Genomic DNA, 22879 nt, shown 5'->3' with positions numbered 1-22879 from the left:
CATGAGCAAGAGAAGCAGGAGCATTCTGGGCATCGTCGCCCTGGGCTCCGCACTCGCCGTGACGCTCGCCGGCTGCGCGCGCGGCGGTGGATCGGATGCGACATCCGGGGGAGAGGCGAGCCCGGGCATCACCGACACCTCGATCTCGCTCGGCATCACGACGCCGCTCAGCGGCGCCACGGCCGGTCCCGGCACCTGCACGGTCGCCGGCATCACCGCGTATTTCGGCGCCAAGAACGCCGACGGCGGCGTCGAGTTCGGCGACGGGAAGACGCGCACCGTGGAGATCGAGGCACTCGACGACGCCTACGACCCGCAGAAGGCGAAGGCCAACTACGACCAGCTGAAGGACAGCGTCTTCGCCATGACGGCGGGACTCGGCACGCCCACCAACCGCGCGTACCGCGAGGCCGCGATCGCCGACGAGGTGCCGCAGGTGCTCGTCATGACCGGCGACCCGATCTTCAGCGAGACGGAGGAGAGCCCCTGGCAGCTCGGCTTCGTGCCGATCTATCAGAACGAGGGCGAGGCGTTCGGCGAACTGCTCGCGGCATCGGGTGAAGACCACACCGTCGCGATCCTCGCGCAGAACGACGACTACGGCGAGGGCTACGTCGAGGGCTTCAAGGAGGCCATCGAGGGCGCCGACAACATCGAGGTCGTGAAGGAGCTGACCTACGAGGCCACCGACACGGCGGTCGACGCGCAGCTGACCGAGCTCGCCGCATCCGGGGCCGACGTGTTCTTCAACGCGATGTCGATCACCCCGCTCGTGATCTCGTCGCTGCAGAAGGCGCAGCAGCTGGGCTGGACGCCGAGCTGGTTCCTGCCCTCGAACACGTCGAGCCCGTCGGCGATCCTGCAGCCGGGCGGGGCCGACGCATTCCCCGGCGTCTACTCGGTCTCGTTCGCGAAGGCGCCGGCGAGCCCGGTGTTCGCCGACGACGAGGACGTGCAGGCGTTCCTGTCGCAGCTCAAGGAGTACGCGGACTACCAGGACATGCCGGCGTTCCCGCACTGCATGTGGAGCTACATGGTGGGCGCCACGCTCGAGCAGGCGTTCGCCGAGATGACAGAGCCGACCCGCGACAACTTCATGGAGGCGCTCCGGTCGATCGCCGACTTCCAGGCGCCGCTCATGCTCGACGGCACAGCGGTCGACACGACGGTCGACGGCCAGCCGGCCGTCTCGTCGGTGGTGGTGCAGAAGTACAACGGCACGGGCTACACGACGGTCGAGGACTTCGGCTGATCTCGCGCTGAGGCGGTGACGGGGCGGCTCGACCCATCCGGTCGGGCCGCCCCGTCACGCCCGTGGGGCTGTTCCGGGCGTGGGGCTGTCCTGCCCGTGAGACTGCAGTGGCGCGCCGAGACCGTGGGGTCACCCCGCTGTCTCGGCGCGCGGGTGCAGTCTCAGGGGTCTCGGGCGGTCTCGATGGCGCCTCGCGAGCACGGGTGGTCCCGCGGCGGAGGCGGGGGCGGGGTCAGTCGAGGGTGCGGAGCACCGTGACGATGCCGGTGAGATGTGCGCGGGTCGCGGCCTCGGCGGCATCCGGATCGTGGGCGATCACGGCGTCGATGATCGCGATGTGCTCCGGCGCGGACTGCGCGACTCGTCCCGGGTGGAACGCCAGCCGGAACTGATGCCGGGCGGACTGGGCGCGCAGCCGCTCGAGCAGCCGCGTCGCCGTCGTGTGCCCGCTCAGCTCGCGGAGCTGCCGGTCGAGCTCCTGGTTCAGCCGGGAGTAGTCGACGAGGTTGCCCGCGGCGACCGCGTCCTCGATGCGCCTGCGCAGGTCGCGAAGCGCGGCGATGTCGTCGTCGTCGGCGTTCTCGGCCGCCTTGCGTGCGCAGAGGGACTCGAGCCCGATCCGTACCTCGACGATCTCGACGGCCTCGTCGACGCTGATGGCACGCACGCGCGCGCCCCGATTGGGGAGCCGCTCGACCAGGCCCTCGCTCGCGAGGGTGAGCAGCGCCGTGCGCACGGCCGCCCGGGTGGCCTCGAAACGGTCGCTGAGGTCGGCCTCGATGAGACGCTGGTGCGGGGCGAACTCGCCGCCCAGGATCGACTCGCGGATCCGCTGCGCGAGTTCGGGGCGACCCGCTTCGTCGACGAAGCCCGAGACCGGCGTGAGCGTCATCCGTCGTCCCCTTGTCTGCCGCCGTCCGGCCGCTGCCGAGATCCGACGGCGCCGCTGCCGCGGATCGTGTGCACTATTGTCGCCGATTTCCACGCCAATCGGGAGACCTTCGCCGAGGGCCGATGTCGAACGGATGCAGGCTCGGGGCGCGGTGCTCAGGACGCGGGGGTCTCGCGCGCCGCCAGGCGCCAGGTCGTCTCGGGGATCGAGCCGACGGTCGCCACCGTCACGACCCGCGATGCCGCGGCGCTCGGCTCGAGGTGCGCCACGCATCCGTGCGTCGCCTCGATGCGGACGGCCACGCCGTGCGGGCGCAGCACGGCCGTCAGCGCGTCGGCGATCTGCTGCCCCAGGCGCTCCTGCAACTGCGGGCGCCGGGAGGCGAGCTCGACGAGTGTCGCGATGCGGCTGAGCCCGGCGATGTGGCGGCTCGGCGCGTAGTACACGTCGACCGTGCCGTCGAAGGGGAGCAGATGGTGCTCGCAGACGGAGCGGAACGGGATGCCGGTCATGCCGACGAGCTCGCCGGGGTGCTCGTTCTCGGTCAGTGCCACGGGTGCGCCGAGTGCCCCGGCGGGATCGACGCCGAGCCCCGAGAAGAGGTCGAGCATCAGGTCGGCGACGCGCTCGGGGGTGCGCAGCAGGCCGAGCCGGTCGGCGTCCTCGCCGACGGCCAGGAGCAGTTCCCGCACCGCCGCGACGGCGCGGGCGCGATCGGTCCGGGTCGCGGGGGCACTGATCGTCATGGGGTGTCCTCCGGACCGTCCAGTCGGTCGATGAGCCCGAGGCCGGCGCGGGCCCACTGGATCTCGCCGCGGGCGCGTTCGACCAGGCCCTCGTAGGCGAAGCGCTTGTAGGCGATGGTCCGTTCGCGGTCGGCGACGGCCGTGACCGCGAGGCGGCGCAGCAGCATGGGGTTGTCGACCGCGTCGATGCGGCGCAGCTCCCCCTCCCACTGATCGAGCTCGCCCTCCCACTGCGCGATGTGAGCGCGCAGGAAGGCGCGGGCCTGCGCGGGCGTGGCCGCCTCGAGGTAGGCGGCGCGCAGATGCGCGGGGTCGCGCACGCGCTGGTACTCGGGAGGCGACGCCAGCCAGTCGAGGAACGCCTGCTCGCCGGCCGGGGTGATGTGGTACATCCGCCGGGTGCCGCGCTCGCCGCGGATCTGCTCCTCCCCCTGGACGAGCCCCTCGGCCTCCATCTTGCGAAGCTCCGGGTAGATCTGGGAGTCCGGAGCGTGCCAGACGTGACCCACCGAGACCGCGAACTGCTTCTGCAGGTCGTATCCGGACTGCGGGCCGACGCGGACGAGCGCCAGGAGCGCGTATCTCAGGCTCATCGGACTCCTTCTGTCGCCGTCGACGGGGGGTGCCCCGTCGCGTCGGCCCCATCCCTCAGGGCCGCGAGACTGCACGTGAGCGCCGAGGCAGCGGGGTAACCCCACTGTCTCGGCGCCACGGTGCAGTCTCGCGGGTCTTCGGGCCAGACTACGGGTCAGGCCTTGTAGCCGGTGCGCCATCCGCCCTGGTACGTCTGACGGGCGACCGTCGAGTACGGGACGGGGCTGACCACGGCGCGGACCTCGGTCTGCTCGTGCGTCTCGACGGAGGCCTTCGACGTGCCGCCGTTCGGCTCACCCCAGACGACCTTCAGCTCGGTGCCCTCGGGCACGTCGTGGTCGACGATGCCGAGCGAGAGGCCACGCCGCTCGTTGGCGCTGTAGCCGGTGAACAGCGACAGGCCGACCGTGTTGCCGTCGGCATCCACGACCGCGTCGTAGTTGGCCGAGCCGTAGTTCGCCAGCGGCAGGTCGAAGAACTTGTAGTGCGGACCGTCGACGTTCAGCAGTGACGTCCAGACCTTGCCGAGGTCCTCGGCGTCCCACGCGAGGGTGACCTTCTTGCGCTGCGTGGAGGGGTCGATCTTCTCCAGCGCGTCGCGGCCGATGAAGTCGTGGTCGAACTTCACGAACGAGCCGTAGCCGAGCTCCCACGGGGTGAGGTAGTAGTCCTCGATGTCGTCGGAGACGAAGGACCCGGCCAGCGTGCCGGTCGCCTCGTAGCTGTCGGTTCCGAGCCACTCGCGGTAGCCGCGCTCGGCCTCGCCGGTGTAGATGGCGGGGAGGGGCGAGGGGATCCAGCCGGACTCCAGCGTGTTGGACGGGTAGGCGCGCGAGCCCACGGGCACCAGGCCGAACTCGGCGCCCGCCTCGACGATCGCGTCGCGGATGCGGTCATGATCGGCGTAGGGTCCCCACAGCTCCAGACCGGGCGCTCCGGCCATGCCGTGACGCAGGGTCTGCACGGTGGTGCCGTCGATCTGGATGGTGCCGAAGCTGAAGAACTTGATCTGCTCCACCGGGGCGCCGTTGAGCTTCTCGATGACGTCCCAGGCCTTGGGGCCCTGGATCTGGAAGCGGTAGTACTGGCGCGAGACGGCGTGGCCGTACGGACGCGAGGGCGAGCGGCGGTCGACGGAGATGTCGAGGTTCTGGTAGCCGCCGGTCTCGCCGTGGTAGAGCAGCCAGTTCGACGCGGGGGCGCGTCCGACGTACACGTACTCGTCCTCGGCCTCGTGGAAGAGGATGCCGTCGCCGATGACGTGGCCCTGGGAGGTCGTCGGCACGTACTGCTTGGCGCGTCCGACCGGGAAGGTCGCGACCGAGTTGATCGCGGTGTCGCTGATGAGCCTGATCGCGTCGGAGCCCTTCAGGAACACGTTGTCCATGTGGTGCGACTGGTCGTACAGCACCGCGGTCTTGCGCCACGCCTGCTGCTCCTTGATCCAGTTCTGGAAGTCGGCGGGCACGACCGGGTAGATGTACGAGCCGATCTGCGAGTTGCGCAGGATGTCGACGGGGTTGGCTCCGTCGATGAGCTCCTGGAGATTGCTGGCCATGGATGAACCTCTCTGTTCTGTCGGTGGACGCCTCGGGGTGAGGTGCCCGGGTCGGCGGGTTGGGGTCAGGTGAAGACGATGGTGTGGTTGCCGTGTCGGATGACGCGGTCCTCGGCGTGCCATTGGACGGCGCGGGAGAGGACGGCGCGTTCGACGTAGGCTCCGCGGGCCTGCAGGTCGGCGGCGCTCATCGCGTGGGTGACGCGGGCGACGTCCTGCTCGATGATCGGGCCTTCGTCGAGGTCGCGGGTGACGTAGTGGCTGGTCGCGCCGATGAGCTTGACGCCGCGTTCCTTGGCCTTCTTGTAGGGACCGGCGCCGATGAAGGCGGGGAGGAAGGAATGGTGGATGTTGATGACGGGAACGCCGACATCCGTGAGGAAGTCGTCGGAGAGGATCTGCATGTAGCGGGCGAGGACGACGAAGTCGACGTTCCCCGCGAGCAGCTTCACGATCTCCGCCTCGGCGGCGGCCTTGTCGGAGCCGGCGGAGGGGATGTGGAAGAACGGGATCCCGAAGGAGCGGACGTCCTCGGCGGTGTTGGTGTGGTTGCTGATGACCATCGGGATGGTGACGTTGAGCTCTCCGCGGCGGTGGCGCCACAGCAGCTCGAGCAGGCAGTGGTCGCTCGTGGAGGCGAGGATCGCCATCCGTTTCGGCACGGACTGGTCGGTGAGCTGCCAGCTCATGCCGTAGGGGCCGAGGGTGTTCTGAAGGTCGGCTTCGATCTCGGGGATCGCGGCACTGAGGTCGGGACGGTGGAACACGACCCGTTGGAAGAACGCGCCGCCCTCGGGGTTGTCGGAGTACTGGTCGAGGGTGACGATGTTCGCGTTGTTGCGGGTGATCAGAGCGGTCACGGCGGCGACCAGGCCGGGCTGGTCGGGACCGTGCACGATCAGGCAGGCGTGGTCGCGCCGGGCGTTCGTGTGCTGCGGCATGGGAGTACCTCCTCGGGCGTCGGGGTCGTCAGAGTTCGTCAGGACCGTGCGGCGACGTAGTCGCGAGCCCACTGCGAGGTCGCGAGGAGTCCACCGAACGTATAGAAATGCAGTCTGACATTTCCCGAGGAGGGGTCTTGCGCGAGCAGCGCGGCGAGGTCGGTGACGAACCGGTCCGGTCCCGCGGTGCCCATCAGGTTCGTCAGCGAGAACCCGTACTTCTTCACGATCATCGCGTTCGCGCCGACCCCGAACCGGCGCGCGAACCCGATCAGCCGCTTGATGCCCGCCGGTCCCGGCGTGCCGATCCGGATCTCGGTGTCGATGCCCTTCTCCCGCACGGTGCGGATCCAGGATGTGACCGGGTCGGTGTCGAACGCGAACTGGGTGAGGATGACCGCATCCAGGCCCTGCTCCGTCAACGCCCGCGACTTGTCCTCCAGATGCCGCCACAGCACGTCCGTCGGGATGTCGGGGTGTCCCTCCGGATACCCGGCGATCGACACCTCCTTCACGCCGTACTGCTGCAGGATCCCGGAGCGGATCACCGACAGCGAGTCCGGGTAGGGGCCTTCGGGCTCGGCCGGGTCGCCGCCGACCGCGAACACATGCTCGGTCGCCCCGACCTCCTGCAGCGCCGCGAGGAACTCCTCGAGCTGCGCCTGTGACGACAGCCGGCGGGCGGAGATGTGCGGAACGGGCGTGAACCCGAAGTCCTTCACGGCCTTCGCGGCCGCGACCCGCATCTGCAGGTCCTCGTTCCCGAGGAACGTCACGTTGATCTTCGTCCCCGCCGGGATCACACCGCGCGCCTCTTCGAGACCCGGCACGTCCTTCCCGGTCATCTCCAACGAGTAGCCATCGACGAGGCGAAGGGACGCGGCGTCATTCGCCGCGGGTGAAGTCTGAGCCACTGGTCTCGGTCCTTTCCGGTCAGTGTCGGCGCGTCATCGCGCGCTGACGACTTTACCTATGGAGATAGGTAAAGGCAAGAGGTAAGGGGCGAGCCTATTCCCCGATGCCGCGCAGCCGCTGCTGGATCACGTCCGTGGCCGCGAGCAGGTCGTCCGCGAACTGCAGGAGCTCGTCCCGTGTCTGCATCCGCCAGATGGGGGCGGCGATCGACACGGCCGAGGTGGCGCGGCCCGTGCTCAGCACGATGGGGGCCGCGATCGCCGCGATGCTGATGTCGGACTCGCCGAGGCTGTACGCCCACCCCGTGTACCGCGCCTGCGCGAACTGCCGGTGCAGTCGCGGCCAGCTGGTGATCGAACGCGGCGTGGCGCCCAGCAGCGGCGAGCCGCGGTACCGCGCCTCGAGCTGCTCCGGCGTCTCGTGCGAGAGCAGGGCCTTGCCGATCGCGGTGCAGTGCGCGGGACGCACCGTTCCCACGCGGGGTCCGACGGCGACCTCGCTCGTGCCCGAGATGGCCTGGACGAAGCGGATGCTGCGTCCCTCGATCACGCCGACCGACACGGTCTCTCCGGTCTGCTCGACGAGTCGGCGCAGCACGGGCCCCGCCGCGTCGCGCAGACCCGTCGCCTGGGTGAGGATGAGGGTCAGCTCGTGCACGGCGGGGCCGACCGTGTACGCGCCGCCGCGTTCGTGCTGCGAGGCGAATCCGGTCTCGCGGCAGTTGGCCAGCACGCGATGGGCCGTCGCGGGAGCGACGTCGAGCGCGAGGGCGAGCTCCGACAGGGTGATCGACCCGCGCTCGGCCAGGATCATGACGGCGCGCAGCGCCAGCTGTGAGGAGTTCATGGGATTCTCCGGTGGATCCCTTTCCACATGGGGGAAAGCATACGCGCAGCGCTGGACCCGATCGCCTGCCCGGATGTCCAATGACACCACCACATCACAGCGAGGTGACACCCCCGGGCGACGATGCCCGGATCACGGGCTCCTCGCGACGATCGGAAGGCGAGGACGCCATGGCGGAACAGGCCGCGCGCCCGCTTCTGCGGGCCCGAGGGGTCGGCGTCCGGTTCGGCGGGATCGTCGCGCTCGACGGCCTCGACCTCGACGTCCACCGCGGACACATCGCGGGCCTCATCGGCCCGAACGGCGCAGGCAAGACGACACTGTTCAACGTCCTCACCCGGGTCTACCGGGCCACGAGCGGAACCGTGGACCTCGACGGTACCGATCTGCTCGCGATCCCCGTCCACAGGATCGCCGAGCACGGGATGGCGCGGACGTTCCAGAACGTCGCCCTCTACCCGGGCATGACCGTGCTCGAGAACGTCATGCTCGGCGCGCACACCCGCTGCGTCGGGAACTGGGCCACCGCGCTCGTGCCGGGACGCTCCGCCCGCGTCGACATCGCCGCCCGGCGGGCGTGCATGGAGACGCTCGACCAGCTGGGGCTCGCCCGCGTCGCGCACGAGACCGCGGGCGCCCTGCCGTTCGGCACGCTCAAGCGCGTCGAGCTGGCCCGCGCGCTCGCGAGCGACCCGAGGCTGCTCATGCTCGACGAGCCCGCAAACGGCCTCAGCCACGGCGAGGTCGACGACCTCGCCGGCCTCATCGGCCGCATCCGCGACGAACGAGGCGTCTCGGTGCTGCTCGTCGAGCACCACATGCGCCTCGTCATGAGCGTGAGCGACCGGGTGAGCGTGCTCGACTTCGGCCGGCGCATCGCGGACGGCACTCCGGCCGAGGTGCAGCGCGATCCCGCCGTCATCGACGCCTATCTGGGAAGGGCGGAGGCCGCATGAGAGGACAGCCCGTCGCCGCGGCCCGCCCGGAGGCCTCCGCGCCGCTGCTGGCCGTGCGCGATCTGACGGTCGCCTACGGCCGGGTGCGCGTGGTCCACGGCATCGACTTCGACGTGGCCTCCGGCGAGATCGTCGTGCTGCTGGGCGCGAACGGCGCAGGCAAGACGAGCACCCTGCGCGCGGTGTCGGGGATGATCCCCTCGCAGGGGCGGGTGGAGCTGGCCGGCGAGACCATCCGCGGACGGTCCGCGGACCGCATCCTGCGTCGCGGGATCGCGCACGTCCCGCAGGGCCGCGGCACGTTCCCCGATCTCACGGTCGCGGAGAACCTCGTCGTCGGCGCCTTCATCCGCAAGGACCGCGCTCGCGTCGACGCCGAGATGGAGGAGTGGTTCGAGTTCTTCCCCCGGCTCGCGGAGCGTCGCCGGCAGAAGGCGGGCTCGATGAGCGGCGGCGAGCAGCAGATGCTCGCGATCGCCCGGGCCATGATGAGCGATCCGCGCCTGCTCCTGCTCGACGAGCCCTCGCTCGGGCTGTCCCGGCGCATCACGGAGGAGGTGTTCGAGCGGCTCGCCCACCTCAACGCCTCGCGCGGCACCGCGGTCGTCGTCGTCGAGCAGAACGCCGACCTCGCCCTGGAGATCGGCCACCGGGCCTACGTGCTCGAGTCGGGTGAGCTCTCGCTGTCGGGCACCGCTCAGCAGGTCCGCGACGACGAGTCCGTCCAGCGCATCTACCTCGGCTACTGACGGCGCGAAGAGAAGGGAGAGGACACGTGTTCGACGACAACATCGGCAACCCCGCCTACGTGCTGCAACTCGTGCTCACCGGCGTGGTCAACGGCAGCCTCTACGCCTTCGCGGCGCTCGCGTTCGTGATGGCCTACCGGGCCTCCTCCCACATCAACCTCGCCGCGACCGAGCTCGCCTCGCTCGGCGCCTTCGTCGTGCTGGCCCTCACCGGGCTGGGGCTGCCGCCGTGGATCGCCATCGTCCTTGGCCTGGGCGTGTCCTTCCTCATGGGCGCGGCGGTCGAGCGGCTCCTCATCCGCCCCGCCGAGAAGCGCAGCGAGTTCGCCGTCATCCTGACCACCGTCGCCCTCATCCTCATCGTGGGCTCGCTCACCGGCATCGTCTGGGGCACCGACGTGCTGCCGGGCCTCGCGCCCTTCGGCGACGGGCGCGGCGTCATCGCGGAAGGGCCTCCGCGCGTCTCGATCAGCGCCGCCCACCTGGGTGTGCTCGTCTCGCTCGCCGTCGTGGTGACGGGGCTGCTGCTGCTCATGCGTCGCACCTCGCTCGGCCTGGCGTTCCGCGCGCTGATGAGCAACCGCGAGTCGTCCGCCCTGGTCGGGATCTCCCCCACGCGGCTCGCCGTCATCGGATGGGGGATCGCCGGCGTGATCGGCACCGCCGGCGCCGTCCTGGTCTCGGCCTCGATCGGCACGATCGACTTCATGATGATGGTGCCGCTGCTGATCTACGGCATCGCGGCGGCCACCCTCGGCGGGTTCGACAGCATCGTCGGCGCCGTGGTCGGCGGCATCGCCGTCGGGCTCCTGGTGAACACCGTGCCCGGCCTGCTGTCGTTCATCCCCGGCGAGATGGGCTTCGTCGTCGCCCTCGCCGTCATCCTCGTGGTCCTGCTGGTGCGCCCGCAGGGACTGTTCGGCTACGTGAGATCGGAGCGGGTGTGAGCACCTCGACCATGAGCACCGCCGCGGTGCCGATCCCGAAGGCCGCCGGGCGCGTCCTCGTGCGCGGAAGCGCCCGCCACCGGCTGCTGGTCGGTGCCGTGGCGGCGATCGCAGCGGTGGTCGGCATCCTCGTCCCGGTCGTCGTCACCGACTTCGAGCTGGGCCGGCTCTCGCAGGTGGCGGCCTACGCGGTCGCGCTGCTCGGGCTGAACATCGTCACCGGGATGAGCGGGCAGATCTCGCTCGGCCACGCCGCCTTCTTCGGCGTCGGCGCCTATACGACCGCGATCCTCGCGGGCGACCACGGATGGCCGTTCTTCGCGACCATCCCGGTCTCGGCGGCGATCGGCGCCCTCGTCGGCCTCGTCGTCGGGATCCCGGCGCTCCGGCTGAAGGGCATGTACCTCGCGATCGTCACCCTCGCGCTCGGCACGGCCGTGCCCATCTACCTGCAGGGCCACTCTTCGGCATGGCTGGGCGCGGGCTCCGCGTCGGGCGTGCGTGCGTCGTTCCGCTGGACCAAGCCCGACTGGCTGCTGCTCGACGTCAGCGCCGCGGGGTGGAAGTACCTCGTGCTGCTCGCGATCGCCGTGGTGGTCTTCCTCCTCGTCGCGCAGGTGCTTCGCAGCAGGGTCGGCCGCGGCCTGCTCTACATCTCGTCGGGGGAGCGCACCGCCGCGGTGTCCGGCGTGTGGACGGCGGGAACGAAGATCGGCGCGTTCGTCGTCAGCTCCATGCTCGCGGCGGTGGGCGGATCCATGTACATGCTGGTCGTGCCGATCGTGACCCCGCAGAGCATCGGGTTCAGCCTCACGCTGCTGTTCCTGACGGCGATGATCATCGGCGGCAAGTCCTCCGTGGCCGGTGCGGTCGTGGGCGCCTTCTTCATGGTCTACCTGCCGCCGATGAGCTCGCAGCTGGTCCTCGGCATCCCGGGGCTGCAGTCGCTGACGGCGCACGTGGGCCTGGTGTCCAACATCGTCTACGGCGCCCTCCTGCTGCTGTGCGTGTTCTTCCTGCCGCGGGGCGTCGTCCCCGCCGCCGCGCGGCTCGCCCGCCGCTTCGTCGTCGTCATCCCCGCCGGAGGCGAGCTCCCCGCCGCCTCCGGCGCCCGGACTCGTCGCCCGGCGCCTCCCGCGCCGGATGCCGATGCCGCACCCCGCACACCAGAGGAGATCCATTCATGAGCATGCTCAGACCCGCCGCGCGACGGTGCGCGGCCCTCACCCTCGCCGGCGTCACCGTGCTCGCCCTCGCCGGCTGCGGGAACTCCCGCTCCGGCGGCGACGAAGGCTCGGGCGACGTGTCCGGCGCGACGGGCGCAGGGTTCGTCGACACGTCGGCGTGCCCCGCCGAGGCCCTCGCTTCGCTGGCGGACGGCGCGCCGATCAAGGTCGGGCTGAGCCTGCCCTTGAGCGGCCCGCTCGCGCCGGTCGGGGCACTCGTCCAGGCGGGCGCCCAGGCCGTCGCCGATCGGGTCAACGACGACGGCGGCGTCGACGGCCACGACATCGAGCTGGTCGCGCGCGACAACGGCCTCGATCCCGCACGCGAGATCAGCAACGCGCAGGAGCTCATCGGCCAGGAGGAGGTGTTCCTGCTCGCCAACGAGATCACGACCTCGATCATCCTCGCCGCTCAGCAGCTCGCGGCGGACACCTGCACCCCGCAGGTGAACGCCATCACCACCAACCTCGAGATCGGCGACGCCGAGAGCAACCCGTGGACGATCGTCGGCATCGCCCCCGCCGACGCCGAGGCCGTCGCCCTCACCGAGTGGCTCGCCGCGGAGCGGCCGGGCGCGACGATCATGGAGATCCGCCAGGACAACGAGCTCGGCGCCGACTTCTCGCTCACCTTCGCCGAGCGCGCCGAGGCGCAGGGCCTGACCGTGCTCGAGCCCGAGACGGTCTCGCCCGTCGCGACGACCTACGACCCGCAGATCGCGACGCTCGTCACCTCGGGCGCCGATGCGGTACTCGCCGAGATCCAGGGGCCGGCCTGCTCGACGTTCCTGCAGGGGCTCGCCCAGGCGGGCTGGGAGGGCATCACCATGGTCTCCTCCGCCTGCAACGGCGCGAAGCAGTACTTCATCCCGATCGGCGCCGACGGCGACGGTGTCGTCGCGCCGTTCTACACGGTGGACCCGGGCGATCCGGCCAACGCCGACGACCCCCGCCTGGCCGCGTACTTCGCCGACATGGCCGAGTACCAGCCGCAGGCGGACCCGTACGGCTCGAACGCCCTCGACGGCTACGGCGGGATGGAGTGGGTCGTCGCGGCGCTCGAGCAGGCGGCGGCGAGCGACGCCGGCCTGACACGGGCGTCGCTGATGAACGCCCTGTGGGACCTCGAGCTCACGCGCGACTACTACCTCCGGCCGGAGCAGAGGGTGGACGCCGACGCCGGCGATCCCTACATCCTCGACTACATCGAACTACGCCGGTACGACGTCGAAAAGGGCGGCTGGCAGGACACGGGAGTGAGCATTGAGTACACGCGTTCATGAGGACGAGGTGGCCGGCGCGGTCGGCCACCTGCGTGAGTTCTTCGTCGGCGGACGGTGGGAGCCCGCCGCGGGCGACCTGACCCGGCGGATCGTCGATCCCGCGACGGAGGAGGTCGTCGCCGAGGTCTCGATCGGCGAGGCCGCCGACGCCGCCGCCGCCGTGCAGGCCGCCAAGGCCGCCTTCCCGGCCTGGTCCGCGCTCACCGGAGCGCAGCGCGCCGACCACCTGGAGCGCTTCGCCGAGGTGTGGGAGGCCCACGCCGAGGAGATCGGCGCGGCCATCTCGCGCGAGATGGGCATGCCCGTGGGCATGTCCGGCTTCTTCAACGGGTTCGCGCCCGCCCAGATGCTGCGCTACTACGCTCAGCTCGCCCGCACCCGTGTCGAGGAGGAGGACCGCGTCCCCGCCTACTTCCGCGGCTCCGCCCGCATCCGTCCCACCGCGGCCGGCGTCGTCGCCGCGATCGCGCCGTGGAACTACGCCGCCACGCTCCTGGCCTCGAAGTTCGCCCCGGCGCTCGCCGCCGGGTGCACGATCGTGATCAAGCCCGCCGAGGAGAACGGCGTCTCGGCGCGCATCATCGGGCGCATCCTCGACGAGGCGGATCTGCCGCCGGGCGTGGTCAACGTCGTGCCCGGTGGCCCGGACTTCGCGGCGGCCCTCGTGGCGAACCCGGATGTGGCGCGGGTGGCGTTCACCGGATCCACCGGTGTCGGGCGCACCATCGCCCGGACGGTGGGGGAGCGCCTGGCCACGGTCAACCTGGAGCTCGGCGGCAAGTCGGCCGCCGTCGTGCTCGACGACGCCGACCTGGACGTCGTCGCCCGCGACCTGCCTCCGCTGGCGTTCCAGAACTCTGGGCAGACGTGCTTCGCGCAGACCCGCGTCGTGGCGACGCCCGGCGTCTACGACGCGGTCGTGCGCCTGCTCGTCGACCATGCGCAGGGGCAGCGGCTCGGCTCGCCGTTCGACACGGCGACGACGATGGGACCGCTCGGCACGGGCGCACAGCGCGAACGGGTGCGGCGCGCGATCGCCGAGGCCGTCGACCGGGGCGCCGTCGTCGAGGCCGGCGGACGGGACGCCGCCGTGCCGGAGCGGGGGTTCTACGTCGCGCCGACGGTGCTCACCGGCGTCCGCAGCCGGGACGACGTCGCGCAGCAGGAGATCTTCGGCCCGGTCGTCGTCGTGATCGCCGCCGAGGACGACGACGACGCGGTGCGCATCGCGAACGACTCGCCCTACGGCCTCGCCGGGAGCGTCTGGACGGCCGACACCGCGCGGGGCCTCGCGCTCGCGCGGCGCATCGAGGCGGGAACCGTGGGCGTCAACGGCTATCAGCCCGATGCCGCAGCGCCCTGGGGCGGCGTCAAGGACAGCGGCCAGGGGCGCGAGAACGGCCCCGAGGCGCTGGAGAGCTACCTCGTGCCGCGCACCTACTACCTGTTCGACCACACCCCGGACGCGCCGGGGTGATCGCGGCCGCCACCCCGCCCTCTTCCCTCCCCGAGAAACAGCAAGGACGAATGATGACCGACGAGAACCTGACCGACACCGTCGCCGCGCTCCTCGCGCGCGTGGACCGCCTCGAGGCCGCGCAGGCCGTGCGCACGCTGCACCACACCTACGGCTACTACCTCGACAAGTGCCTCTACGAGGACGTCGTGGACCTGTTCGCCGACGACGCCGACGCGGTCTTCCTGGGCGGCCTCTACCGGGGCAAGGGCGGCGTCCGCCGCCTGTTCGTCGAGCGCTTCCAGAGGCGCTTCACCGACGGTCTCAACGGGCCGCGGTTCGGCTTCCTGCTCGACCACCCGCAGCACCAGGACGTCATCACGGTGTCCGAGGACGGCCGGAGCGCCCGGGGCCGCTTCCGCTGCACGATGCAGGCGGGCCTGCACGACGCGGCGAAGGAGAGCTATCCCGGCCGGCTGTCGATGGACCAGTGGTGGGAGGGCGGCCTCTACGAGAACGAGTACGTCAAGGAGGACGGCGTCTGGAAGATCGCGCGCCTGAACTACCGTCCCGTGTGGCACGGCGAGTACGGCGAGGGCTGGGCGCACAAGGAGCCGATGGACCAGTTCCGGGGCGGCCTGTTCCCCGAAGACCCGCTGGGCCCCGACGCGCACCTCGACGGCTACGGCCTGTTCCCCGACACCTCGGTGTTCCCGTTCCACTACGCGCACCCGGTGACCGGACGGCAGGTCGTGTCCGCCGACCCCGAGGCGGCCCGGCATGCCTGACACGCTCACGCGCGCGCCGTTGTGGCCGCGGTCGGCCGACGGACTGCCGGCGGCCGCCGCCGTCGGCGTGCCCGGCGGCGGCGAGGGCGCGCCGATCGCGGTCGACGACCCCGCGACGCGACGCATCGTCGGATGGTGTCTGCCGACGCCCCCCGAGGGCATCGCGGCCGCCGTCGACGTCGCTGCGGCGGGGTTCCGCACGTGGTCGGCGCTGACCCCCGCCGAGCGGGCGGCGGCGATCCACCGGGGCGCCGACGCGATCGCCGAGCGGGCCGAGGACCTCGCACGCTCGGTCACCTCCGAGGTCGGCAAGCCGCTCTCGGAGGCGCGCGGCGACGTCGGCGGCGGCGTGCAGCTGCTCCGTTCGTTCGCCGATCTCGCCGAGGAGGCCGCAGAGATCCACGACCTCACGGGAAGGCCCGGAGCGGGCGCGGCCGACGAGGTCCTGCTGCACCGGGTTCCGGTCGGTCCGATGGCCGTCATCACGCCGTGGAACACGCCGGTCTACCTCGCCCTCAACTGCGTCGCCCCGGCGCTCGCCGCCGGGTGCTCGGTCGTCGTCAAGCCCGCCGAGGCGGCGCCCCTGTCGCTCACCGCGGCGCTCGCGCTGCTGGCGGCGGAGCTGCCCGCGGGGGCCGTCACCGTCGTCCAGGGCACCGGCGCCGCGGTCGGCGCGGCGCTCTGCCGTGCTCCGGGCATCCGGGGCGTGTCCTTCGTCGGCGGCACGGTCGCCGGGCGCGAGGTCATGCGCGCCGCCGCCGACACGGTCAAGAAGGTCTCCCTCGAGCTCGGCGGCAACGATCCCGCCCTGGTGCTCGAGGACGCCGTGCTCGACGACGCGACGCTGCGCGAGATCGTGGCCGGATGCTTCTCGCTGGCCGGGCAGGTGTGCTTCGACATCAAGCGCATCTACGTGCACCGTGCGCGCCACGACGAGTTCGTCGACAGGTTCACCCGCATGGTGGACCGGATCGTCGTCGGACCGGGGGCGGACGAGCGCGTCCACATGGGCCCGCTCACGACGGAGGCCGGTCATCGCAACGCGCTGCGCCTGCTGCAGGCGGCGCGGGATGCGGGCGCCGAGGTGCACGAGGGCGGCACGTTCGCCCCCGGCGTCGACCCCGCCGGGGGCCGGTTCGTGCGTCCGACGGTCGTGAGCGGCATCAGTCCCGATCACGAGCTCGTGCTCACCGAGCAGTTCGCGCCGATCGTCCCGATCGTCGCGGTCGACGACGATGCCGTCGCCGTGCGGGAGGCCAACCGCACCGAGTACGGGCTGTGCTCCTCGGTGTGGTCGGCCGACCCCGACCACGCCCGCGCCGTCGCGCTCGGGATCGAGGCCGGCAACACGTTCGTCAACGCGCACCGGGTGGGGGCGAGCGTCCCGCTCGTGCCGTTCGGCGGCGTCAAGCAGTCGGGCCTGGGCCGCAACCACCTCATGCATGCGATCGCGGAGTGCACGGAGGAGCACGCCGTCATCCGCTACACCGACCCCGCCGCACAGATCCGCGGGATCGACCACTGGGCGGACCTGACCTCGGAGGACACCCCGTGACCACCCCGGACCGCCCCTACCTGCGCATCGCGACGGAGGAGGCCTTCGCGCCGCCCGAGATGTTCGCGCTCTACAGCGAGCACCTGCGCGACGGCACGATCGACGACATCGGCTTCAACAGCCTCGTCGGCTACTTCCTCGGCTCGCCGCATCCGCAGCCCCGGTGGGTCGTGGACCGGCTGGAGGACCTCGGCGCCGCGCGCATCGCCGACATGGATGCGGCCGGGATCGACCACCAGGTGCTCGCCCTCACCGCCCCCGGCACCCAGGTGCTCGACGCGAAGGAGGGCGCCCGCATCGCCCGCATCGCGAACGATCGCGCGGCCGAGGCGTGCGATCTGCACCCCGACCGGTTCTCCGCTCTCGCGGCGGTGTCGTTCGAGGACGCCGGCACCGCGGTCGCCGAGCTGGAGCGGGGAGTCACGCAGCTGGGGCTGAAGGGGCTCATCGCCAACTCGCACGTGCGCGGCGCCTACCTCAGCGAGGACCGCTTCACGCCGATCGTCGAGGCGCTGGTCGATCTCGACGTGCCCCTCTACCTGCACCCGACGACGCCCCCGAACGACATGATCGCTCCGTTCCTCGACGCCGGGCTCGACGGTGCGGTGTTCGGCTTCGGCGTCGAGACCGGGTTCCACCTGCTGCGGCTGATCACCTCCGGGCTTCTGGACCGCTTCCCCGGTCTGAAGGTGGTCGTCGGGCACCTCGGCGAGGCGCTGCCGTTCTGGATCCGCCGCATCGACCACATGCACGCCAAACAGGTCGCCGCCGCCCGCTACGCCGCGACCGGTCCCCTGCGGCAGAAGCCGTCGGAGTATCTCCGGACGAACGTGTGGATCACCACGTCCGGGATGCCGTGGACCGATCCGATCATGTTCGTCCGCCACGTGGTCGGCGCCGATCGCGTCATGTACGCGATGGACTACCCCTACCAGTACGACCTCGCCGAGGTGGCCGAGCAGGACGCCCTGCCGATCTCGGACGCGGACAAGGCCGACTTCTTCGAGAACACCGCCCGGCGCGTGTTCGATCTGACGTTCTGAGGAGACACCATGACGCACGAAAGCCGACCCGAGGACGACCTGCTCGCCGAACGGCTCACCTGGAGCCGCACCAGCCCCGCACGGCCGATCCCGGCCCCCGACGTCTGGCCCCTCATCCGCTTCCCCTCCACCCCCGACCCGTTCGATGCGCCCATGCGCGTCGAGGCGGACATCGTGGGGATCGAGTGCATCCAGGGCGAGGTGCCGGCGCATCTGGACGGCACCTACTTCAAGGCCGTGTGCGACCGGCAGTACCCCAAGGCCGTGCCCGAGGGGCCGCTGGGCGCCTTCAACGACGACGGGATGGCGATCTCGTTCCGATTCCACAAGGGGCGCGTGGACTACAAGAGCCGCTTCATCCGCACGCCGCGCTTCGAGGCGGAGCGCGCCGCGGGCCGGTCCCTGTTCGGCTACTACCGCAATCCGCTCCACGACGACCCGCTCGTCGAGGGGGTCGTGCGCGGAATCGCCAACACGAACCTCGTCTACCACGCGGGCAAGCTCTACGCGTCGAAGGAGGACGCCCCGCCCATCATCATCGACCCCGAGACCCTCGAGACGATCGGCCACTACGACTTCGGCGGGGCGTTCACCTCGCAGACGGCGACGGCGCACCCGAAGATCGACCCCCGCACGGGCGAGCTGGTGTTCTTCGGCTACGCCGCCAAGGGCGAGACGACGCGCGACATCGCGTACTACGAGGCGGACGCGAACGGCGACATCGTCCACGAGACGTGGTTCAAGGCGCCCTACTCGTGCATGATCCACGACTTCGCGGTCACGCAGAACTACGTCGTGTTCCCCGTCATCCCGCTGCGCAGCGAGCTGGCGTGGCTCGAAGCGGGCGAGTCGACGTTCCAGTGGGACCCGCAGGAGAAGGTGCACCTCGGGGTGATCCCGCGCAAGGGCAGGGGTGACAAGGCCGTCTGGTACGAGGGCCCGAACCGCTTCGCGAGCCACATCATGGGCGCCTACGACGACGGCCGTCGAATCTACATCGACACCCCCGTGAGCCACTCGTCGTACTTCCCGTGGTTCCCGATCGTCGGCAACGGCGAGCACGACCCCGAGAGGTCGAAGGGATACCTCTCGCGCTGGACGATCGACCTCGCCGGCGAGGGCCGCTCGTTCACCGAGACACGACTGTCGAACGTGCCGAGCGAGTTCCCGCGCATGGACGACCGCTACGAGACGCTGACGTACCAGTGGGGTCTCATGGGGCTCACCGAGCGACCCGGGCACGACGCGCCCGGCCGCGGGTTCCGCTGGGTGGCGACGATCGACCACCGCACCGGCGCGCACAGGCTCTACTATCCGGGCGATCGCGCGACGGTCGGCGAGCCGATCTTCGTGCAGGGCGACGAGAACGCGCCCGAGGGCCACGGCTACGTCTTCGTCATCGTCTCCCGTCGTGACCTCATGCACTCCGAGCTGGTGATCCTCGACGCCCAGGACGTCGACGGCGAGCCGGTCTGCACGCTGAAGATCCCGCTGCGCATCCCGCGCGGTCTGCACGGCAACTGGGTGACCGCCGAGGAGCTCGCCCGGCGCGACTGACGGCCGGGCCCGACGAGGCGCTCAGTCGAGCCCGTCGAAGAAGGCCCGCAGGTCGTCGGCGAAGAGACCGGGCTCCTCCCAGGGGCCGAAGTGCCCGCCGCGCGGGGCCGTCGTGAAGCGCCGCACGTCGTAGAAGAGCTCGGCGTAGGAGCGCGGCGGCGGGGCGATGTCCCGCGGGAAGACCGTGAACCCGGCCGGAACGGCGACGCGACCGGACGGCTCGGGGTCGGCCAGGGCCGACTCCCGGTAGTAGCGCGCGGCCGAACCGGCCGTGCCGGTGACCCAGTAGAGCATGATGTCGTCGAGCACCTCGTCGACCGCGAACCTGTCCCACACCGTGCCGTCGGTGTCGCTCCACGCCCGGAACTTCTCGAGGAACCAGGCGGCCAGGCCGACGGGCGAGTCGGCGAGGGCATAGGCGAGGGTCTGCGGCTTCGTGCGCTGCAGGATCGCGTACCCGCCCTCGGCCTGCAGCCATGCCGCCATCCGGTCGGCGTGGGCGCGGCCGTCCGCGTCGAGCGCGGCGGGGTCGACGGTGTACCGCCGCCACGCGGGGACGTCGCCCAGGTGCACGCCGACGACGCGGTCCGGATGGCGCAGCGCCAGCGTCTCGGCGACCGTGCTGCCCAGATCCGCCCCGTGCACGCCGAACCGCGCGAACCCGAGGGTCGTCATGACCTCCGCGAAGAGGTCGGCGACGACGTTCGGGCCCGTGCCCGGGGCGGTCGGACGGTCGGAGAAGCCGAACCCCGGGATCGTCGGGACGACGATGTCGAAGCGGTCGGCCAGCAGCGGGAGTGCCTTCTCGAAGCGGAGGAAGCCGTCCGGCCAGCCGTGCATGAGCATGAGGGGCGTCGCTCCGGGTGTGCCGGCGCGGACCACGTGGATACGCCGGTCGCCCACCCGCACGAGTCGCTGGTCGAGGGTGTTCAGCCGCGCTTGCGTCGCACGCCAGTCGTAGCCGCCGCGCCAGCGGTCGACGAGCGCCCGCAGCGCGGGCGGAGGAGTCCCCCAGCTCCAGTCCTCGGCATCGCCGGTCACGGCGTCGGGCCAGCGGATGCGGGCCAGCCGCTCCCGCAGGTCGTCGAGGACCTCCTGCGGGGTCTCGATGCGGAAGGCGGAGACGGCATCCGTGCGCATCTCGGGCGCTCCCCGGCTCATCGCGACCGGGGAGAGGACGCGTCGGTGAGGGCGGGATCGTCCACGACGACGCCGGCGAGGGCCTCGTCGATGCCGGCGAGGGTCTCGGCGTCGAGCGTCACCCCGGCGGCGCGGACGTTGGACTGCAGCTGCTCGGGCCGGGAGGCGCCGACCAGCGCCGATGCGACGTTCGGGTTCTGCAGCACCCACGCGATGGCCAGCTGCGGCATCGTCAGGCCCGCACGCTCGGCGATCGGGGCGAGCCGCTGCACGGCGGCGAGCACGTCGTCCTCGAGGAAGCGCTTGATGAAGACGCCGCCGGTGGGGTCGGTCGCCCGGCTGCCGTCCGGGACGGGCTGCCCGGGGAGGTACTTCCCGGTCAGCACACCCATGGCCACGGGCGACCAGACGATCTGCGAGATGCCGAGCTCCCGGCTGGCGGGGACGACGGCGCCCTCGATGACGCGGTGGAGCATCGAGTACTGGGGCTGGTTCGACACGAGCGCGAAGCCGAGCTCCTGCGCGAGCCGGTGCCCCTCGCGCAGCTGCTCGGCCGTCCATTCCGAGACGCCGATGTAGAGCGCCTTGCCCTGGCGCACGATGTCGGCGAAGGCCTGCATCGTCTCCTCCAGCGGCGTCGCGTAGTCGTAGCGGTGCGCCTGGAAGAGGTCGACGTAGTCGACGCCGAGGCGCGTAAGGGAGCCGTGGATGCCGTCGAACACGTGCTTGCGCGACAGTCCCTGATCGTTCGGCCCCTTCGGTCCGATCGGGAAGAAGACCTTCGTCAGGATCTCGAGCGACTCCCGCCGCTGACCCTTCAGCGCCTCGCCGAGCACGACCTCGGCGGCCGTGTTCGCGTAGACGTCGGCGGTGTCGAAGGTCGTGATCCCGACGTCGAGCGCGGCGTGCACGGTGGCGATGGCGGCGTCGTTCTCGACCTGGGACCCGTGCGTGATCCAGTTGCCGTAGGTGATCTCCGAGACCTTGAACCCGCTGTCTCCGAGGTGACGGTATTCCATGTCGTCGCTCACTTCTATGTCGCGATGAATGGTTTAGATATAAACCAGAGACATGCTAGTGTCGCGACGCCCAGGATGTCGAGGCGAGGAGGCCGTTGATGGCGAACCCCGTGAGCTGTCACCTCAATCTCTTCGTGCCGGCGATCGACGCCGGCGGCTACCGGGGGCCCATCGCCTTCGAGGCCTTCTCGCGAAGACCGCTCCCCGCCGCCGGGGCCGATCGGCTCCGCGTCTGGCGCGATGTCTGCACGGACGCCGCAGCGGTCGCCGCCGCAGCGGCCGTGCTCATCCGCTCCGCGATCGGACGGACCGAGGCATGAGCGGGCGGCTCGTCCTGGAGTGGGGTGTTCGCGACACGCTCCTGCAGTACCTCGAGCGATCGGCGGACTTCGAGGCCCAGGTGCGCGACGGCGCCGTGTACCGTGCCGGTCGCGGCATCGAGCTGCCGCTCGCGAGACACGCCGACGGCACGCTGCGAGCGACCGGATCGGTGGTGCTGCGCGCCCACGGCGGGGCGCTGACGGTTCCCCTCGTGGGCGTCGTGCTCGACGGGGCGGCTCTGTGGATCGACGATCCGGTCGACGGGCCCGGCGCCCGGATGCCGCTCGTGACGCTCGCGGAGCCCGTACGCGAGGAAGCGCCCGAACGCGGGGGTGGGGTCGTGCGCTACCGCACCGCGCTGGCGGCCCAGGCGGACGTCCTCTTCATGTACAACTACGTGCCGGGGGCGCCGTTCGCCCCGCTGTTCGTGCGCGAGGAGGGCTGAGGGTCCTGCAGGATCTCGCGCTCGTAGCGCTGCATCGACTCGGCGGAGGCGAGCATCCGCACGAGGAAGGAGTCGAGCAGCTCGATCTCCTCGGGGGAGAGCGGCTCGTGGAGGATCTCCATCCGGCGCATCGCGATCGGCATGAAGTCGTCGTGGACGACCGCGCCGGCGTCGGTCAGGTAGAGGTGGCGCGAGCCGCGCGGTCCGTCCAGCTGCGCGATGAGCTCGCGCCCGAGGAGCAGGTTGACGCTCTTGGAGGCGATCGACTTGTTGATCCCGAGGATGCCGCACAGCTCTCGCGCGGTGGCGCCGGGGTGGTTTCCGAGCGCGCTGATGATCCGCCACTCGTTCGTGCCCACCCCGTGCAGGTGATGGAATGCGCGGGAGCCGCCCCAGACGAGGATGTTGTTGAGCAGACCCAGCAGCGCCGGGGTGTAGTGGTCGCGGTCGATCGTGTGCGGCAGCTGCTCCACGACGAGCCCGAGATCGGCCGCGCGCGCCCTCACCTCGGGAGATGCTCCCGTCGCCTTCGTCACTGATCCGCCTCCTCAGCGCGCCGTGCGTCGCACCACTGAATGCTAGCGTCCTTCGGATTTCGGTTTGCTAATGAACCGGTTGACATATAACCTGTCCAGACTTGTCAGTGCCGG

23 protein-coding genes are annotated in these 22879 nt (G+C 71.0%); 13 read left to right on the top strand and 10 right to left on the bottom strand.

What is annotated here, in order from left to right; translation table 11 throughout:
- Position 1 precedes the first annotated feature (1 nt).
- The gene (locus GVL03_RS08100) at positions 2-1252 is read left to right on the top strand and encodes an ABC transporter substrate-binding protein (protein WP_159500483.1); all 1251 of its coding nucleotides are present in this window, start codon (positions 2-4) and stop codon (positions 1250-1252) included.
- 232 nt (positions 1253-1484) lie between these two features.
- Here GVL03_RS08100 and GVL03_RS08095 read toward each other — a convergent pair whose 3' ends face one another.
- The 7 genes from GVL03_RS08095 to GVL03_RS08065 form a co-directional block, all read right to left on the bottom strand.
- Positions 1485-2144, bottom strand: a complete 660-nt coding sequence (locus GVL03_RS08095; protein ID WP_159500482.1) for a GntR family transcriptional regulator — start codon at positions 2142-2144, stop codon at positions 1485-1487.
- Positions 2145-2299: 155 nt separating this feature from the next.
- Positions 2300-2890, bottom strand: a complete 591-nt coding sequence (gene folE / locus GVL03_RS08090; protein ID WP_159500481.1) for a GTP cyclohydrolase I — start codon at positions 2888-2890, stop codon at positions 2300-2302.
- Positions 2887-3483: a PadR family transcriptional regulator gene (locus GVL03_RS08085; RefSeq protein ID WP_159500480.1), complete on the bottom strand. Its 597-nt coding sequence runs from the start codon at positions 3481-3483 to the stop codon at positions 2887-2889. The genes folE and GVL03_RS08085 overlap by 4 nt, the downstream gene beginning before the upstream one ends.
- A 155-nt stretch (positions 3484-3638) precedes the next feature.
- Positions 3639-5042: an aminomethyl transferase family protein gene (locus tag GVL03_RS08080; protein WP_159500479.1), complete on the bottom strand. Its 1404-nt coding sequence runs from the start codon at positions 5040-5042 to the stop codon at positions 3639-3641.
- Between the two features lie 65 nt (positions 5043-5107).
- Positions 5108-5983, bottom strand: coding sequence for a formyltetrahydrofolate deformylase (purU, locus tag GVL03_RS08075; RefSeq protein ID WP_159500478.1), 876 nt, complete (start codon positions 5981-5983; stop codon positions 5108-5110).
- A 38-nt stretch (positions 5984-6021) separates the two neighbouring features.
- Positions 6022-6828: a methylenetetrahydrofolate reductase gene (locus tag GVL03_RS08070; protein ID WP_159500477.1), complete on the bottom strand. Its 807-nt coding sequence runs from the start codon at positions 6826-6828 to the stop codon at positions 6022-6024.
- A 163-nt stretch (positions 6829-6991) separates the two neighbouring features.
- Positions 6992-7744 carry an IclR family transcriptional regulator gene (locus GVL03_RS08065; protein ID WP_159500476.1) on the bottom strand — a complete coding sequence of 251 codons (753 nt, stop codon included), beginning with the start codon at positions 7742-7744 and terminating at the stop codon, positions 6992-6994.
- A 170-nt stretch (positions 7745-7914) separates the two neighbouring features.
- Here GVL03_RS08065 and GVL03_RS08060 point away from each other — a divergent pair, with 170 nt between their 5' ends.
- From GVL03_RS08060 to GVL03_RS08015, 10 genes are read left to right on the top strand one after another with little or no spacing between them, the layout of a single operon-like run.
- Positions 7915-8700 carry an ABC transporter ATP-binding protein gene (locus tag GVL03_RS08060; RefSeq protein ID WP_159500475.1) on the top strand — a complete coding sequence of 262 codons (786 nt, stop codon included), beginning with the start codon at positions 7915-7917 and terminating at the stop codon, positions 8698-8700.
- Complete coding sequence (locus GVL03_RS08055) at positions 8697-9449, top strand: ABC transporter ATP-binding protein (RefSeq protein WP_159500474.1); 753 nt, start codon at positions 8697-8699, stop codon at positions 9447-9449. Before GVL03_RS08060 ends, GVL03_RS08055 begins: the two co-directional genes overlap by 4 nt.
- A 26-nt stretch (positions 9450-9475) precedes the next feature.
- Positions 9476-10396, top strand: coding sequence for a branched-chain amino acid ABC transporter permease (locus tag GVL03_RS08050; protein WP_159500473.1), 921 nt, complete (start codon positions 9476-9478; stop codon positions 10394-10396).
- Positions 10393-11583 (top strand): branched-chain amino acid ABC transporter permease, encoded by a 1191-nt coding sequence (locus GVL03_RS08045; RefSeq protein WP_159500472.1) that lies wholly within the window; start codon positions 10393-10395, stop codon positions 11581-11583. The genes GVL03_RS08050 and GVL03_RS08045 overlap by 4 nt, the downstream gene beginning before the upstream one ends.
- On the top strand, positions 11580-12905 hold the full coding sequence (locus GVL03_RS08040) for an ABC transporter substrate-binding protein (RefSeq protein WP_159500471.1): 1326 nt from the start codon (positions 11580-11582) through the stop codon (positions 12903-12905). Before GVL03_RS08045 ends, GVL03_RS08040 begins: the two co-directional genes overlap by 4 nt.
- Positions 12886-14382 carry an aldehyde dehydrogenase family protein gene (locus GVL03_RS08035; protein WP_200847102.1) on the top strand — a complete coding sequence of 499 codons (1497 nt, stop codon included), beginning with the start codon at positions 12886-12888 and terminating at the stop codon, positions 14380-14382. Before GVL03_RS08040 ends, GVL03_RS08035 begins: the two co-directional genes overlap by 20 nt.
- Positions 14383-14435: 53 nt before the next feature.
- Positions 14436-15149, top strand: a complete 714-nt coding sequence (locus tag GVL03_RS08030; protein ID WP_159500470.1) for a nuclear transport factor 2 family protein — start codon at positions 14436-14438, stop codon at positions 15147-15149.
- On the top strand, positions 15142-16704 hold the full coding sequence (locus tag GVL03_RS08025; RefSeq protein ID WP_159500469.1) for an aldehyde dehydrogenase: 1563 nt from the start codon (positions 15142-15144) through the stop codon (positions 16702-16704). Before GVL03_RS08030 ends, GVL03_RS08025 begins: the two co-directional genes overlap by 8 nt.
- The gene (locus GVL03_RS08020; protein ID WP_200847101.1) at positions 16701-17747 is read left to right on the top strand and encodes an amidohydrolase family protein; all 1047 of its coding nucleotides are present in this window, start codon (positions 16701-16703) and stop codon (positions 17745-17747) included. Before GVL03_RS08025 ends, GVL03_RS08020 begins: the two co-directional genes overlap by 4 nt.
- A 9-nt stretch (positions 17748-17756) precedes the next feature.
- Entirely contained in the window at positions 17757-19304 is a 1548-nt protein-coding gene (locus tag GVL03_RS08015; RefSeq protein WP_159500468.1) for a carotenoid oxygenase family protein, read from the top strand.
- Between the two features lie 21 nt (positions 19305-19325).
- Here GVL03_RS08015 and GVL03_RS08010 read toward each other — a convergent pair whose 3' ends face one another.
- Both GVL03_RS08010 and GVL03_RS08005 read right to left on the bottom strand, forming a co-directional pair.
- Positions 19326-20465, bottom strand: coding sequence for an epoxide hydrolase family protein (locus tag GVL03_RS08010; protein ID WP_235038071.1), 1140 nt, complete (start codon positions 20463-20465; stop codon positions 19326-19328).
- Positions 20462-21463 carry an aldo/keto reductase family protein gene (locus GVL03_RS08005; protein ID WP_159500498.1) on the bottom strand — a complete coding sequence of 334 codons (1002 nt, stop codon included), beginning with the start codon at positions 21461-21463 and terminating at the stop codon, positions 20462-20464. The genes GVL03_RS08010 and GVL03_RS08005 overlap by 4 nt, the downstream gene beginning before the upstream one ends.
- 98 nt (positions 21464-21561) lie before the next feature.
- Between GVL03_RS08005 and GVL03_RS08000 the strand changes: the two genes are divergently transcribed.
- Positions 21562-21783 (top strand): hypothetical protein, encoded by a 222-nt coding sequence (locus GVL03_RS08000; protein WP_159500467.1) that lies wholly within the window; start codon positions 21562-21564, stop codon positions 21781-21783.
- Entirely contained in the window at positions 21780-22229 is a 450-nt protein-coding gene (locus GVL03_RS07995) for an HtaA domain-containing protein (RefSeq protein ID WP_159500466.1), read from the top strand. The genes GVL03_RS08000 and GVL03_RS07995 overlap by 4 nt, the downstream gene beginning before the upstream one ends.
- Here GVL03_RS07995 and GVL03_RS07990 read toward each other — a convergent pair.
- Positions 22178-22765, bottom strand: coding sequence for a MarR family winged helix-turn-helix transcriptional regulator (locus GVL03_RS07990; protein WP_159500465.1), 588 nt, complete (start codon positions 22763-22765; stop codon positions 22178-22180). The two genes, GVL03_RS07995 and GVL03_RS07990, sit on opposite strands and share 52 nt — an antisense overlap.
- Between the last annotated feature and the right edge of the window lie 114 nt (positions 22766-22879).

It is taken from the genome of Microbacterium sp. 18062 (genome assembly GCF_902706225.1).
GTDB lineage: Bacteria > Actinomycetota > Actinomycetes > Actinomycetales > Microbacteriaceae > Microbacterium.
This window is presented reverse-complemented; position numbering and strand designations above follow the sequence as displayed.

Excerpts from the sequence above, each read along its gene's own strand:
- GVL03_RS08100 (WP_159500483.1), top strand. The coding sequence starts at position 2 with ATGAGCAAGAGAAGCAGGAGCATTCTGGGCATCGTCGCCCTGGGCTCC.
- GVL03_RS08095 (WP_159500482.1), bottom strand. The coding sequence starts at position 2,144 with ATGACGCTCACGCCGGTCTCGGGCTTCGTCGACGAAGCGGGTCGCCCC.
- folE (WP_159500481.1), bottom strand. The coding sequence starts at position 2,890 with ATGACGATCAGTGCCCCCGCGACCCGGACCGATCGCGCCCGCGCCGTC.
- GVL03_RS08085 (WP_159500480.1), bottom strand. The coding sequence starts at position 3,483 with ATGAGCCTGAGATACGCGCTCCTGGCGCTCGTCCGCGTCGGCCCGCAG.
- GVL03_RS08080 (WP_159500479.1), bottom strand. The coding sequence starts at position 5,042 with ATGGCCAGCAATCTCCAGGAGCTCATCGACGGAGCCAACCCCGTCGAC.
- purU (WP_159500478.1), bottom strand. The coding sequence starts at position 5,983 with ATGCCGCAGCACACGAACGCCCGGCGCGACCACGCCTGCCTGATCGTG.
- GVL03_RS08070 (WP_159500477.1), bottom strand. The coding sequence starts at position 6,828 with ATGACCGGGAAGGACGTGCCGGGTCTCGAAGAGGCGCGCGGTGTGATC.
- GVL03_RS08065 (WP_159500476.1), bottom strand. The coding sequence starts at position 7,744 with ATGAACTCCTCACAGCTGGCGCTGCGCGCCGTCATGATCCTGGCCGAG.
- GVL03_RS08060 (WP_159500475.1), top strand. The coding sequence starts at position 7,915 with ATGGCGGAACAGGCCGCGCGCCCGCTTCTGCGGGCCCGAGGGGTCGGC.
- GVL03_RS08055 (WP_159500474.1), top strand. The coding sequence starts at position 8,697 with ATGAGAGGACAGCCCGTCGCCGCGGCCCGCCCGGAGGCCTCCGCGCCG.
- GVL03_RS08040 (WP_159500471.1), top strand. The coding sequence starts at position 11,580 with ATGAGCATGCTCAGACCCGCCGCGCGACGGTGCGCGGCCCTCACCCTC.
- GVL03_RS08030 (WP_159500470.1), top strand. The coding sequence starts at position 14,436 with ATGACCGACGAGAACCTGACCGACACCGTCGCCGCGCTCCTCGCGCGC.
- GVL03_RS08025 (WP_159500469.1), top strand. The coding sequence starts at position 15,142 with ATGCCTGACACGCTCACGCGCGCGCCGTTGTGGCCGCGGTCGGCCGAC.
- GVL03_RS08015 (WP_159500468.1), top strand. The coding sequence starts at position 17,757 with ATGACGCACGAAAGCCGACCCGAGGACGACCTGCTCGCCGAACGGCTC.
- GVL03_RS08010 (WP_235038071.1), bottom strand. The coding sequence starts at position 20,465 with ATGAGCCGGGGAGCGCCCGAGATGCGCACGGATGCCGTCTCCGCCTTC.
- GVL03_RS08005 (WP_159500498.1), bottom strand. The coding sequence starts at position 21,463 with ATGGAATACCGTCACCTCGGAGACAGCGGGTTCAAGGTCTCGGAGATC.
- GVL03_RS08000 (WP_159500467.1), top strand. The coding sequence starts at position 21,562 with ATGGCGAACCCCGTGAGCTGTCACCTCAATCTCTTCGTGCCGGCGATC.
- GVL03_RS07995 (WP_159500466.1), top strand. The coding sequence starts at position 21,780 with ATGAGCGGGCGGCTCGTCCTGGAGTGGGGTGTTCGCGACACGCTCCTG.